Here is a 15,388-nt window from a genome sequence, read left to right as displayed (position 1 = left end):
TTTCCTTACCCCTGCCCTATCCATTGGATATAGGGTGCCGTAGAATGGATTCATTTTATAGATTTGCAACTAACCAATCTCCAACTTCGCTTGTAGAATATGTTTTTGCTCCTTTTATAGCCAAATCTTCAGTAACAATTCCTTGTTCTAGTGATTTGTTAACCACGTCTCTAATAGCTTCCGCTTCTGCAGTTAACTTGAAAGCATCTTCAAACATCATAGCTGCTGATAATACAGTCGCAAGTGGATTAGCAATATTTAATCCTGTGGCTTGAGGGTATGACCCGTGAATTGGCTCATACAATGAAGTGTGCTCCCCAACAGAGGCGGATGGCATTAACCCCATAGAACCTGAAATCACAGAGGCTTCATCGGTTAAGATATCGCCAAATAAATTTTCGGTAATTAAAACATCGTAAGAGTTGGGCCATTGTACTAATCGCATGGCTACAGCATCTACAAATTCGTAGCTTACAGTAACTTCTGGATAGTCTTTTTCCATAGCTTGAACGGTTTCTCTCCACAAACGAGAAGTTTCTAGCACATTTGCTTTATCTACACAACATAATTTTTTAGTACGAGTCATTGCTAGTTCGAAACCTTTTTTAGCTAATCTTTGTACTTCTGCTCTTGTGTAAGTACATGTATCGAAAGCTGTTTCTCCATGGTCTTTTCTGCCTTTTTCTCCAAAATAGATTCCACCAGTTAATTCTCTCAAGAAAACCAAATCGGTTCCTTCGATTCGTTCTCTTTTTAAAGGAGAATTATCAATCAAAGATGGAAAAGTAAATGTTGGACGAACATTAGCAAATAAACCTAATTTTTTACGCATCAATAATAAACCTTGCTCTGGTCTTACAGCTGCAGAAGGATTATTATCATATTTCGGGTGTCCGATAGCACCAAAAAGAACCGCATCTGCTTTCATACAAATTTCATGTGTTTCATCTGGGTATGGAACTCCAACAGCGTCTATAGCACAAGCACCTGTAAGTGCGGGTGTCCAAACTATTTCGTGATTGAATTTTTTTGCAATTGCGTCAGAAACTTTTACCGCTTCATTGATTACTTCTGGTCCGATTCCGTCTCCGGCTAAAAGGGCAATGTTTAATTTCATTACTTATAAATTTTGTTAGTTTTTTTATATTGATTTTTAATTTATGATAACATTTAGCATTTTTTGAGTAGCAATAATTGCGGCTACTGTTTGGTCTGAATCTAATCCGCGAGTTTTAAATTCTTTACCGTTATTTGTCCAAGTGATTATAGTTTCACATAAAGCGTCTGAACTACTACCAGGAGGAATACGAACTGCGTAATCAATCAACTTAGGTAAATTCATTTTCTTAGTTTTGTAAATTTTAGAAAGCGCATTCATGAAAGCATCAAATTGGCCATCGCCTTGAGCATTTTCTTCAAATATTTCACCATCAATTTTCAAACACAATGTTGTTGAAGGCCTTAAACCTTTAGCATGAACCAAAACATAAGATTCAACTGTAATTTTTTCCTCATAAGCGTGACTGTCCAAAACATCAGAAATTATATACGGCAAATCTTCTTTTGTGACCGTTTCCTTTTTATCACCAAGCTCAATAATTCTTTGAGTTACCAATTTTAAGTCTTCCGGGTTAAGTTTTAGCCCCAGTTCTTGGAGATTTTTTTCGATATTGGCCTTGCCCGAAGTTTTTCCTAAAGCATATTTTCTCTTTCTCCCAAAACGTTCTGGAAGTAAATCATTAAAATATAAATTGTTTTTGTTGTCTCCATCAGCATGAATGCCAGCAGTTTGAGTAAATACATTATCACCAACAATAGGTTTATTAGCTGGTATTCTGTATCCTGTAAAAGTTTCAACCAATTTACTTACAGAATACAATGAAGATTCTTTAATATCGATTTTAATTTCAGGCAAAAAGTCATTAATAACAGCAACTGTACTTTCTAAAGGGGCATTTCCGGCGCGTTCTCCCATTCCGTTTACCGTAACATGAAGTCCTTTAATACCAGCTTTTATTGCTTCTAAAACATTGGCAACACTTAAATCGTAATCGTTGTGCGCATGAAAATCAAAATGAATTTCCGGATATTTTTTTGTGATTTTAGAAATAAATTCAAATGTTTGTGACGGAATTAGAACGCCTAAAGTATCAGGCAATAATATCCTTTTTATAGGCTGTGTTACCAAAAAATCTAAATATTGAAAAACATAATCAGGAGAGTTTTTCATGCCATTACTCCAATCTTCTAAATAAACATTGGTTTCAATATTATTATCTTGTGCTAGTTGAATCGTTTGGGCAATTTCGGCAAAATGTTGCTCAGGAGTTTTCTTCAATTGGTGCGTCAAATGGTTTAATGAACCTTTAGTCAATAAATTTTGAACTTTAGCACCTGCATTTTTCATCCATTCAATAGAAACGCCACCGTCTACAAAAGACAGTACTTCTATTCGGTTACCATATCCTTTTTCTTCAGCCCATGAAGTAATTCCTTTTACGGCTTGAAACTCACCTTCGCTTACACGAGCAGATGCAATTTCGATACGATCAATATTTAATTCTTCTAGCAATAATTGCGCAATGGTTAATTTTTCTACAGCAGAAAATGACACACCCGATGTTTGTTCACCATCGCGAAGTGTAGTATCCATTATTTCAATTTTTCTTTTTTCCATGCTGAATAGTTTTCGGATTACCTGAAACCCTATTTTTTAATTAAAATAATCCTATACTATTTTATTAATAATATAGGATTGTTGTTTTGAATACTAAAACGAATGCTAAAAACTTATATCAATAGTTTATCTGCAAATGTTACAATTTCTTCTTTAATGTTTTGCAAATAATCAATGTCATCAAACCCATTAATCATATTGTCTTTTTTATATCCAGAAATATCAAAAGATTCATTTTCTCCAGTTTTCAAAAGAGTTATGGTTTGTTCTGGCAAATTGATTTCTAGTTCCGTATTTGGATCAGCTTCGATAGCTTTAAAAATTTTGTCCGCAAATTCAGCACTAACCTGAACTGGCAAAACACCAATATTCAAGCAATTGTTTCTAAAAATATCAGCAAAAAAGCTCGAAACTACTGCTCTAAACCCATAGTCGTAAACTGCCCATGCAGCGTGTTCTCTAGAAGATCCTGAACCAAAGTTTTTACCTCCTACAAGTATTTTGCCACTATAGGTAGGATTGTTTAATACGAAATCTGATTTTGGAGAACCATCATTGTTGTATCTCCAGTCACGAAAAAGATTGTCTCCAAAACCAACACGTTCGGTTGCTTTAAGGAAACGAGCAGGAATAATTTGATCCGTATCTACATTTTCAATAGAAAGAGGTACTGCAGTACTTGTAAGTATATTAAATTTATCGTAAGCCATTTTATTTTAGATTTTAGATTTTAGATTTTTTAGATTTCTAGATTTCTGTAAAGAAAATCAAATCTTAAAAACGAAATCGGTTTTATTATTTTATATTTTTATAGCAATTGAAATACTTATATTAACTCTCTAGGATCGGTTAAAACTCCAGTAACTGCTGCTGCTGCTGCCATAAAAGGACTTGCTAACAATGTTCTAGAACCTGGTCCTTGACGTCCTTCAAAATTTCTATTTGACGTACTTACCGCATATTTACCAGCAGGAACTTTGTCGTCATTCATAGCCAAACAAGCCGAACATCCTGGCTGACGCAATACAAAACCAGCATCAGTCAATATTTCAAGAATTCCTTCTTCTTTAATTTGAGCTTCAACCACATGTGAACCTGGAACCAACCAAGCAGTAACATTATCTGCTTTTTTTCTGCCTTTTACAATAGATGCAAAAGCTCTAAAATCTTCAATACGACCGTTTGTACAACTTCCTAAGAAAACATAATCTATTTGTTTTCCTATCATGGCTTCTCCTTGATTGTACCCCATGTAAGCTAATGATTTAACATAGGTTTCTTCGCCTTCTGCCACATCTTTTGCTTCTGGAATACTTTTAGAAATTCCTAATCCCATACCAGGGTTAGTTCCGTAAGTTATCATTGGTTCAATATCAGCAGCATCAAAAGTGATTTCTTGATCAAATGTTGCATCAGCATCGGTTTTCAGTGTTTTCCAATAGGCAACTGCTGTATCCCACGCTTCCCCTTTCGGAGCATACAAACGCCCTTCTAAGTAATCGAAAGTAGTTTGGTCCGGAGCTATCATTCCTCCACGAGCACCCATTTCGATACTTAAATTACAGACAGTCATACGGCCTTCCATAGTCATGGTTTCAAAAACATCACCCGCATACTCTACAAAATAACCCGTAGCTCCTGAAGTAGATAATTTAGATATAATATATAAAGCTACGTCTTTTGGTGTTACTCCAAATTGAAGCTTACCAACTACGTTAATTCGCATTTTTTTTGGTTTTGGCTGCATAATACATTGAGTAGAAAGCACCATTTCTACCTCAGAAGTACCTATTCCGAAAGCGATTGCTCCGAAAGCACCATGTGTAGAAGTATGTGAATCACCACAAACAATAGTAGCTCCAGGCAATGTAATCCCGTTCTCTGGCCCTACAACGTGTACGATTCCATTTTTCTTATTTCCTAAACCCCAGTGACTAATTCCATATTCGTTAGAATTTTCTTCTAAAGCTTTTAACTGATTTGCCGATAAAGCATCTTGAACTGGCAAGTGTTGATTTATAGTTGGTGTATTGTGATCAGCAGTTGCAAAAGTGCGTTCTGGATACAAAACAGAAATTCCTCTTTCTTTTAACCCTAAGAAAGCAACAGGACTTGTAACTTCGTGAATGAAATGACGGTCAATAAAAAACACATCTGGCCCATCTGCTATTTTGCGCACGACGTGAGAATCCCATACCTTGTCGAATAATGTAGTACTCATTTTAATAATTTTTAAGTGTCTATTTTAAATAGAATTTAATTTTCTATACGTATAACAATAGCGACAAATTTAAAAAAAGAAATAGAGTATTCAATTTTTAATATTTAAATTTATACGATAACCAAAATCTTTCTACCCTATACAACAGCTTCTTTTTCTTATTTTGTAGATTTTATATTCTTTTTATTTTGGTTTTTTTAGGTTTTTAAATCGTATTATTGAGTAATTAAAAGGATTTGAAATAGTTGTTAATTTGGTATTTATTTTTCAACAATATTTATATATAATAAAAAATAATTTATAAAAGAACTAAAATAGCCTAAAATTTAACAATTGATATTCGTTACTAAATTTCAAAAAAAGAATTTTAGAGGACATTTATTTATAAAATAAAATGCGATTTAGTCTGATTTATTTGAATGAAATACTACGACATCCAAAATAATAAAATTTGTATTATTTTATAAAATAGCAAACTTAAAAGTTAAGGTTAGTTTATAGTAATTTGTCGTTTTTTGTTAATAACTTCTACGTCATTTTCACGTAAAAAAATCTAAATTTGATTTTCAACATTTGCAAAAAATTTAACTTGCAAATACTTCATTTTCAATTATGTATTTAATATTCGATACCGAAACTACGGGTTTACCAAAGCGATGGGACGCTCCAATTACAGATATAAACAATTGGCCACGTTGCATACAAATTGCTTGGCAACTGCATGACGAAATGGGGAAGCTCATAGAACATCAGGATTATTTGATAAAACCCGAAGGTTTTAATATTCCTTATGATGCCGAACGGATACACGGAATATCAACAGAATTAGCTGATGCTGAAGGAATCACACTGGCTGATGTTTTAGAAAAATTCAATAATGCACTATCAAAAACTAAATTTATTGTTGGTCAAAATTTAGGTTTTGACATCAATATCATGGGTTGCGAATTTTATCGATTGGGTATTGAAAGTCCAATGAGTGAAATGCCCATTTTAGATACCTGTACAGAAACAACTGCATCTCTTTTGAAATTACCTGGAGGTCGTGGTGGAAAATTCAAATTACCAACTTTAACAGAATTACATCAATACCTTTTTAACAAACCATTTGCGGAAGCCCACAACGCCACTGCCGATGTGGAGGCTACCACACGATGCTTTTTCGAATTAATTCGTACAGAAGTTTTTACCAAAAAAGATCTTGAAGTTGAACAGGAATATTTCGAAGATTTTCAATTAAAGAACCCAAAACAAATTCAGCTTATAGGATTAAAACACATTAATCTAAAAGAAGCATCCGAAAAAATTCGTCAGCAATTAGGAGATAAGATTGTAGCTCCTATTTCTAAAAAAGAACTTTCAGAAAACAAACAAATACTCATTGATACTGATTTTGTGCATTTACACAATCATACTCAATTCTCTGTTTTGCAATCAACAATAAGTGTAGCATCACTTGTAAAAGCTACTGCTCAACAAAAAATGCCTGCTGTTGCCATTACCGACCATGCTAATTTAATGGGTGCTTTTCATTTTGTTCGCGACATTATCAATCATAATAAAACTGCCGAATCAAAAAACAAATCAGCTATAGATAATGGCGAACTTCCAACAGAAATTATAATAAAACCAATAGTTGGTTGTGAATTTTTTGTTTGCGAAGACCATAAAGATAAATCCCGAAAAGACAACGGCTATCAAATTGTGTTTTTAGCGAAAACCAAAAAAGGGTATCATAATTTAGCTAAAATGTCATCGCTAGCGCATACTGATGGGTTTTATTACGTTCCTCGTATTGATAAAAAATTAATAGAGGAATACAAAGAAGATATTATTGTTTTATCGGGAAATCTTTACGGAGAAATTCCAAGTAAAATTTTAAATTTAGGAGAAAATCAAGCTGAAGAAGCACTCCTTTGGTGGAAACAACAATTTGGCGATGATTTTTATATTGAAGTCATGCGTCACAATCAAGAAGACGAAAACCGTGTTAATGAAGGTTTGATTTCATTAGCAAAAAAACACGATGTTAAGATTGTAGCCACTAATAATACGTTTTACATCGAAAAAGACAATGCCAATGCTCACGATATTTTGCTATGTGTTCGTGATGGCGAAAAACAAACCACCCCAATAGGACGTGGTCGAGGCTATCGGTATGGATTGCCTAATCAGGAATACTATTTCAAGAGTGGCGATGAAATGAAACAACTTTTCAACAATTTACCCGAAGCAATTTCGAATATTTCAGAGATTGTTGATAAAATAGAAATTTACAACTTGGCACGTGAAGTTTTACTTCCCAAGTTTGAAATTCCTGCTGCATTTGAAATTGAACAAGACAAAACAGACGGTGGTGTTCGCGGAGAAAATAACTATTTAAAACATCTTACCTATTTAGGTGCCAACAAACGCTACAAAGAAATTACGGAAGAAATTAAAGAGCGAATAGATTTTGAATTACTCACTATTCAAAATTCGGGTTATCCTGGGTATTTCTTAATTGTTCAGGATTTCATAGCTGAAGCACGTAAAATGGGCGTTTCTGTTGGTCCAGGCCGTGGTTCTGCAGCCGGTTCAGTTGTAGCTTATTGTTTAGGAATTACAAATATTGACCCATTATTATATAATTTACTTTTTGAAAGATTTTTAAATCCAGATAGAGTTTCTCTTCCTGATATTGATATCGATTTTGATGATGAAGGTCGAAGTAAAGTTATGGATTATGTAATTCAAAAGTACGGTTCCAAACAAGTCGCACAAATTATTACTTACGGTACTATGGCAGCTAAATCTGCTATTCGAGACACCGCAAGAGTTTTAGATTTACCGCTGTTTGAAGCCGATAAAATTGCAAAATTAATTCCGAATTTAATTCCATCCAAATGGAGTTTATCACGATTTTTAAGAGAAGCAGAGGGTGAAATTAAGAAAATTCTTCGTCCAGAAGATTTCGAAAAAATAAAAGAATTAATAGCATTATCGAAAGAAGATGACTTGGGAAGCGAAACCATACAACAAGCACAAATCCTAGAAGGAAATTTAAGAAATACTGGGATTCATGCCTGTGGCGTAATTATTACCCCTAGCGATATTACGAATTTTGTTCCTGTAGCAACAGCAAAGGATTCTGATTTATATGTAACTCAATTTGACAACTCTGTCGTTGAAAGTGCAGGACTATTAAAAATGGATTTCTTGGGTTTAAAAACGTTAACCTTAATAAAAGACACTGTTAAACTGGTAAAATACAGAAGCAATATAGATCTAAATCCTGATGAATTTCCTATTGATGATGTAAAGACTTATGAGCTTTTTCAACGTGGTGAAACAGTTGGTATTTTTCAGTACGAAAGTGCAGGAATGCAAAAATACATGAAAGAATTGAAGCCAACGGTTTTCAATGATTTAATTGCCATGAATGCTTTGTATCGTCCCGGTCCAATTGCTTATATACCGAGTTTTATTAAAAGAAAAAATGGAGAAGAACCTATAGAATATGATTTAGAAGCTTGCGAAGAATTACTTAAAGACACCTACGGAATTACCGTTTATCAGGAGCAAGTAATGCTTTTGTCGCAAAAGTTAGCCGATTTTTCTAAAGGCGATGCCGATGTTTTGCGAAAAGCTATGGGAAAAAAACAACGTGATGTTTTGGATAAAATGAAGCCCAAATTCATTTCGCAAGCGGCATCAAAAGGACATTCTGAAGAAAAATTAGAAAAAATTTGGAAAGACTGGGAAGCCTTTGCCGAATATGCTTTTAACAAATCACATTCAACTTGCTATGCTTGGATTGCTTATCAAACGGCTTATCTAAAAGCGAATTATCCAGCAGAATACATGGCAGCTGTTTTGTCAAATAATATGAGCGATATTAAGCAAGTGTCCTTCTTTATGGAAGAATGCAAGCGAATGGGATTAAAAGTTTTAGGGCCTGATGTAAATGAAAGCTTCTATAAATTTACCGTAAATGATGATTATGCCGTTCGTTTCGGGATTGGAGCTGTAAAAGGTGTCGGAATGGGCGCTGTTGAAACCATTGTTGAAAATAGAAAAGAAAGCAAATACAAATCGATTTTTGATTTAACTAAACGTATTGATTTGCGTGCTGCCAATAAAAAAGCTTTAGAGAATTTAGCTTTAGCTGGCGGATTTGACTCTTTTGTAGGAACTACGCGTGCTCAATATTTTCATGACGATGGTGACGGAATTACATTTTATGAAAAAGCCATACGGTATGGTGCCAAGTTTCAAGAAAACGAAAACTCCTCGCAAGTAAGTTTGTTCGGCGAAAGCAGCGATGTTCAAATTGCTGAACCTATCGTTCCTCCATGCGAAGATTGGAATACCATGGAGAAATTAGCCAAAGAAAAAGAAGTAGTTGGGATTTACATTTCTGGTCATCCACTAGATGATTATAAATTTGAGATGAAATATTTTTGCAATGTGAGATTGTCGAATTTAAAAAGTTTAGAAACACTGGTGGGTAAAAACCTAACTTTTGCAGGAATTGTTACCAATGTACAATATCGAACTGGAAAAAACGGAAAAGACTGGGCTATGTTTACTTTAGAAGGCTATGACGAAAGTCACGATTTTAGAATTTTTGATGAAGAGTATTTAAAATTCCGTCATTTTTTAGTAAACAATCAGTTTATCTATTTTAAAATAAATGTAAAAGACGGATGGGTCAATAGAGAAACTGGTAAAAAATCAGATCCAAGAATTACGTTTCAAGACGCCAAATTATTAGCCGATGTTTTACCCACTTTTGCTAAAAAAATTGCGATTCAATTGAATATAAATGATTTGAAACTAAATTTAATTGATAATTTAAAGGACATCTTTCAAGCAAACAAAGGAGATCACCAAGTAACCTTTGAAGTTTTAGAAGTAGAGAAAATGAAAAAGATAATCGAAGTTTCATCAGCAATTAAAACTCCTAAAGAAATTTCGTTTATCGATAACGATACTGAAATAGATATTGATAACTTAGATATTGAAACCGAATTAGAAGAAGCAGAAATAATTGAAACAACTAATATTCAGGAACAATTTAGAATAATCACATCGATAGTAATGACAAGCCGAAAAATAAAAGTTGCTATTTCTAATGAATTATTACAGGATTTAGAAAAGATGCAAATTAATTTTAAGTTGAATTAATGTTAAATTTAGATAGGAACTCACATTATGAAAAAAATAATTTATTGCAGTTTAGCCAACCAATAGGAAGCGTTTAAATGCAATCTGGAGTGACTATTGGCAACAGTCGCGTCAGACCAACCATTATACAATATATCATTCGGATTTCCTGTTCCGTCATCAGCTGGTGAACTATCTGTTATTAAAACTACTCTTCCGTTGAAAAAAGTTGATGACGCACACATCACACCTGTAGTACTAGTTTTTGCTAACCCAGTTTTCCAAATCATCCCTTTAGCAGTGGAATTTGCAGTTGGGGTTAGTTTGATAGTAGCTCCATTGCTAAATTTTAATTTTGTCACAGCACCTTGAGCTCCGTTTAGGATTGTATTTGTTGGGTCAATCAAAATGTTTGTTGAAGTTTGAGAAATATTTGTTAATTCAACAGCTAAACCAAAAGGATTTGTCTGAACTGTATTGTTAGTCATCAAATCATTCCAAATGGCAGGAGAATCTTTCCCATCATTATTTCGGTCAGAAACAGTATGATCAGCAATCATAAATAGTCCGCCTCCGTTTTTTACAAAATTTACAATAGCTGTTTTTTCTGCAGATGTAAATAATATGTTTGGTTCATCAACAACAAAAACATCAAATTTAGATAAATCTTGAGTATTACTAGTATTACCATAAGTTATTGAACCCCCAGAAACAATAGATTCTACATAGTGCCCTTCTTTTACCAGTGCAATTCCCCAAGAAGACAGTCCACCCTGCCAATACGTTTCAAGTGTAGTTGCTGTTACAGTGAGTTGGTCTGGATTTGGATAACGTAAAGGTGTTCCGCTACTGTTTTCAGAAATGACCCAATCTGCATTTCCAGCAGTTTCAGCTTTTATAGCGTCAAAAAGGAATTTTTTTGGAGTTGTTGATATGGCCAAACGTTTAATGGCTTTACTGTTTTGTTCGTTTGCAGTTGTATTAATTTCATCAGAACAAGAAAATAATAAGGTAACAAATGTTAATGAAATTAGGATTTTTTTAATTGACATGATAGCAGCATTTAAATATTTGAATTTTCGAAAATTAAAAGTACAGCTAAATATTTATTATTTATAAGATTTTATCAAAAATTTTACAGATTTAACATTTAAAGCAGTATAATATTACTTTTTTTATCAGGTTTAAATGTGTTATTTTGAGAATAATTTTTTTTATTTTGGATGAATACGTAACTCTTACATAAGTATATATTTTAAAATAAGTATTTATAATACATTCATAATTAAAATTAATTTTGGAAATGAATTTCATTACAAATAATGCTGTAAATTTGTATTAAGTTTAAATAAAAAATAGAAAATATGGCATTAGCAATAACAGATGCTACTTTTGATGAAGTAGTATTAAAATCAGATAAACCAGTAATGGTTGACTTTTGGGCAGCATGGTGTGGTCCTTGTAGAATGGTGGGTCCAATAATAGATGAAATTAGTGAGGAATATGCAGGAAAAGCAGTCATTGGTAAGGTAGATGTAGATGCTAACCAAGAGTTTGCAGCAAAATATGGTGTTAGAAATATTCCAACGGTTTTGGTTTTCCAAAATGGAGAAGTGGTGGGTCGCCAAGTAGGAGTTGCTCCAAAACAAACGTATGCAGATAGCTTAGATGCATTGTTGTAACTAGCAACCTGAATATATTAAACGGAAAGGTTTGGCGAAAGTCAAACCTTTTCTTATTTTTAGCGAACTTAATAATGAATAAATGAAATTTTTCTATTGCTTCATAAGTTTAGTATTTACAATTAACGGCTGTCTCTCTCAATCTAATAAAAAACAAACCGTTTTATTAGAAAAAGGAGTTTCAAAAGAGTTAGCATGTTTTCGTAAACATCAAATTAATGATGTTTCTTATGAATTGTCATTTTCTATTCCTCTAGAAAAATCAGAATCGATTCTATCAAATTTAATTTTGAATCTCACTTTAACTGATTTGTCCCAACCTTTATATTTAGATTTTAATGAAAAAACCGAAAATATAAAATCAATTCAAGCAAACGGAACTCCAATAGCAATAAATCATCAAAAAGAACACCTACTAATTGCGTCCGAAAATTTAAAACTAGGTCGAAATACAATAGCCATTTCATTTGTTGCTGGCAACTCTTCATTAAATAGAAACGATGCCTTTTTATATACTTTATTGGTTCCTGACAGGGCAAGCACGCTATTTCCTTGCTTTGATCAGCCAGACCTAAAAGCAGTCTATACTCTTACTATTACTGCACCTAAAGAGTGGAAAGTTTTATGTGCTTCTCCTTTAAACAATAAAATTGCCAAAGGAGATTTTATTACCTATTCATTTGACGAATCTGATAAAATGAGTACCTATTTATTTTCTTTTGTAGCTGGAGAGTTTAAAAGTGTTGCTAAAAAAAGTCATTCATCCAGTAGCACTTTTCTATATCGAGAAAATGATGCCGAAAAAATTAAGGAAAGTACAGATGTTATTTTTAAACAGCATGAGCAAGCAGTAACATTTTTAGAAGACTATACTTTACAAAAATTTCCGTTCAAAAAGCTTGATTTTGTTGCTATTCCTTCCTTTCAATATGGTGGCATGGAACATGTTGGAGCCATACAATACAGCGAGTCTGACTTGTTTTTAGATACTAAAGCTACCGAAAGTGAAAAATTGGAACGTGCCAAATTAATTGCACACGAAACAGCTCATATGTGGTTTGGAGATTTAGTTACCATGAAATGGTTTGACGATGTTTGGATGAAAGAAGTTTTTGCCAATTTTATGGCCGACAAAATTGTAAATCCTCTTTTTCCAGAAGTAAACCATGACTTACAATTTCTAACCTCACATTATCCTAGTGCTTATGCTGAAGATCGAACTGCAGGCACAAATCCGATTAAACAAAATTTAGAAAATTTAAAAAATGCTGGATCACTTTACGGAAATATTATTTACGACAAAGCACCCATAATGATGCGTCAGCTCGAAATGGCCATGGGCGAAAAGGCATTCAGAAAAGGCATCCAAAAATACATTCAAAAATTTGCAAATAAAAATGCCGATTGGAATGATTTAATTGCCATTTTAGATTATCAAACTTCATTAAATCTAAATAAGTGGAGCGATGTTTGGGTAGAACAATCTGGAAGACCAATTTTTTCTGAGACTATAGAATATGATAATGACAACCGTATAAAAAAATTTGAAATTATTCAAAATGCTGAAGATGCATCTAATAATATTTGGCCACAACTTTTTGAAATTGGTTTTGTATATAATGATAGCACAAAAATTTTACCTGTAACTATCAAAGGTAAAACAACAACCCTTCTGGACGCAATGGATTTACCCAAACCTATAAGTATTATTTATAATTACAACGGTTATGGGTATGGCGTTTTTCCTGTCGATAAAACCTGTTTAGATTCTATAGCTTCAATTCAGAGTGAAGTGGCAAGAGCCTCAAGTTTTATTAATCTTTATGAAAACACATTACTGGGAACAATTAGCCCTTTAGACGCATTTAATGCAAATCTAAAAAGTATAACTATCGAGCAAAATGAATTAATTATCAATGTATTGTCAAGTCAAATCAACACCTTATTTTGGAAATATCTAACCGAAAAACAACAGCAAGTCAATCAAAAAATAATATCTGATATAATTTATAACCGATTGCAAGAAAATTTGCCGTCGAATATAAAAAAGACTTTATTTGGTTTGTTAAGTGCAATTGCATATTCAGAAACAGATAAAGAACGTTTGTATCAAATTTGGAATAAAGAAATCGTGATTAATAATTTGAAATTAAATGAAGACGATTATACCAATATTGCCATGGATTTAGTTATTTTTAACCATCCAAAAAGCGCTGAAATTATTACAAAAACCAAACAAAGCATAAGTAATCCCGACAAACAAAAACGATTTGATTATTTATTACCTAGTTTGTCTAATGAAGAGGCCGTTAGAGATACTTTTGTGGAATCCTTAAAGGAAGAGAAAAATAGAGAAAACGAATCTTGGGTATTGAGTTCTTTAAAAAATATTTATCATCCATTGCGTCAAGAAAGCGCTAAAAAACATCTGAAATCAGCACTCTATTTAACAGATGATATTCAACGTACTGGCGATATTTTTTTTCCAAAAGCTTGGTTAAGCAATAGCATTGGCAGGTATTCTTCTATATATGCTTTTGAAGTTGTTGAAACTTTTTTGAAGGAAAATCCTAATTTTAGTCCTATTTTAAAAAGAAAATTAATGCAAGCTACTGATGGATTATACAGAGCTCAAAAAATTAAAAAAGAAACAGAATGAACATCGAATCGCAACAGGAAAAAATTTCCAGCTTTGAGCACCTAGAATTGCTTGCTAATCAAGTCGTTGAAGGTTTCATTTCTGGCATGCACAAAAGTCCTTTTCATGGTTTTTCAGCTGAATTTGCCGAGCATAAAGTATACAATTCAGGCGAAAGCACCAAACACATGGATTGGAAATTATTTGCTAAAACCGATAGACTTTATACTAAACGATATGAAGAAGAAACCAATTTGCGATGTCACTTAATCATTGATAATTCCTCTTCAATGCATTATCCAAAACTAAAAAAAGAACAGCCTTTTTATGAAAGTAAGATTGGATTTTCTGTTTTGGCTTCGGCAGTACTAATGAATCTACTAAAAAAACAACGCGATGCTGTTGGGCTAAGCGTATATTCTAACAGTTATGAATATTATGCGCCAGAAAAAGGAAGTGACCGTCATCATAGAATGTTACTTAACAAGTTAGAAAGTATTATTGAGAGTCCAATAACAACAAAAAATACCGATACCATCACTTTTTTACATCAAATTGCAGAGAAAATGCATCGCCGCTCTTTGATTGTGCTTTTTACAGATATGTTTCAATCGGAAAAAGAGGAAGCCCTGTTTAATGCCCTGCAGCATTTAAAACACAACAAACATAAAGTAGTGTTGTTTCACATCATTGATAACAAAACCGAATTGAACTTTGATTTTGACAATGGCCCAAGAAAATTTATTGATGTAGAAACAGGTGATGAAGTAAATATATTTGCCGACACAATAAAAGAAGCCTACGAAAAACAAGCGAAGGATTATTTTAAGAAAATTTCTCAAACTTGTGCACAAAACAAAATAAAGTATGTTTCTGTAAATGTTGGAGCTAATTTTGAAAAAATACTAACAACATACTTGATTGAGAAACAAAGCTTTGGTTAATAACTAATAAATTAAAAAAATATTTTTCTCAGAAAGGTTTGCAAATATAAAAATCTATAGTATATTTGCAACCGCAAT

At 33.0% G+C, this 15,388-nt stretch carries 9 protein-coding genes; 4 read left to right on the top strand and 5 right to left on the bottom strand.

What is annotated here, in order from left to right:
* Positions 1-55 precede the first annotated feature (55 nt).
* The 4 genes from leuB to leuC all read right to left on the bottom strand — a co-directional run bounded on the left by leuB (position 56) and on the right by leuC (position 4,898).
* The gene (gene leuB / locus F6464_RS08220) at positions 56-1,117 is read right to left on the bottom strand and encodes a 3-isopropylmalate dehydrogenase (protein WP_151107327.1); all 1,062 of its coding nucleotides are present in this window, start codon (positions 1,115-1,117) and stop codon (positions 56-58) included.
* Positions 1,118-1,153: 36 nt separating this feature from the next.
* Positions 1,154-2,677, bottom strand: a complete 1,524-nt coding sequence (locus F6464_RS08215) for an alpha-isopropylmalate synthase regulatory domain-containing protein (RefSeq protein WP_151107326.1) — start codon at positions 2,675-2,677, stop codon at positions 1,154-1,156.
* 113 nt (positions 2,678-2,790) lie between these two features.
* The gene (gene leuD / locus F6464_RS08210; protein WP_151107325.1) at positions 2,791-3,387 is read right to left on the bottom strand and encodes a 3-isopropylmalate dehydratase small subunit; all 597 of its coding nucleotides are present in this window, start codon (positions 3,385-3,387) and stop codon (positions 2,791-2,793) included.
* 116 nt (positions 3,388-3,503) lie between these two features.
* Positions 3,504-4,898 carry a 3-isopropylmalate dehydratase large subunit gene (gene leuC / locus F6464_RS08205; protein ID WP_151107324.1) on the bottom strand — a complete coding sequence of 465 codons (1,395 nt, stop codon included), beginning with the start codon at positions 4,896-4,898 and terminating at the stop codon, positions 3,504-3,506.
* A 612-nt stretch (positions 4,899-5,510) separates the two neighbouring features.
* On the opposite strand from leuC, the gene dnaE reads away from it, so the two are divergent.
* Positions 5,511-10,067, top strand: coding sequence for a DNA polymerase III subunit alpha (gene dnaE, locus F6464_RS08200; RefSeq protein ID WP_151107323.1), 4,557 nt, complete (start codon positions 5,511-5,513; stop codon positions 10,065-10,067).
* A gap of 41 nt (positions 10,068-10,108) precedes the next feature.
* Here the strand turns inward: dnaE and F6464_RS08195 are convergent, their stop codons facing one another.
* The gene (locus F6464_RS08195) at positions 10,109-11,098 is read right to left on the bottom strand and encodes a hydrolase (protein WP_151107322.1); all 990 of its coding nucleotides are present in this window, start codon (positions 11,096-11,098) and stop codon (positions 10,109-10,111) included.
* 312 nt (positions 11,099-11,410) lie between these two features.
* Here F6464_RS08195 and trxA point away from each other — a divergent pair, with 312 nt between their 5' ends.
* From trxA to F6464_RS08180, 3 genes are all read left to right on the top strand, one after another.
* A complete protein-coding gene (trxA, locus tag F6464_RS08190) occupies positions 11,411-11,728 on the top strand; it encodes a thioredoxin (RefSeq protein ID WP_151107321.1) in 318 nt (105 codons plus the stop codon).
* Positions 11,729-11,810: 82 nt separating this feature from the next.
* Positions 11,811-14,387 (top strand): M1 family metallopeptidase, encoded by a 2,577-nt coding sequence (locus tag F6464_RS08185; protein ID WP_151107320.1) that lies wholly within the window; start codon positions 11,811-11,813, stop codon positions 14,385-14,387.
* Positions 14,384-15,310 carry a DUF58 domain-containing protein gene (locus F6464_RS08180; protein ID WP_151107319.1) on the top strand — a complete coding sequence of 309 codons (927 nt, stop codon included), beginning with the start codon at positions 14,384-14,386 and terminating at the stop codon, positions 15,308-15,310. The genes F6464_RS08185 and F6464_RS08180 overlap by 4 nt, the downstream gene beginning before the upstream one ends.
* Positions 15,311-15,388 lie beyond the last annotated feature (78 nt).

The organism is Flavobacterium luteum (assembly GCF_008806775.1).
Taxonomy (GTDB): Bacteria; Bacteroidota; Bacteroidia; order Flavobacteriales; family Flavobacteriaceae; genus Flavobacterium; species Flavobacterium luteum.
Note: the sequence above shows the minus strand (reverse complement) of the source record. Positions and strands in the feature narration are given on the sequence as shown.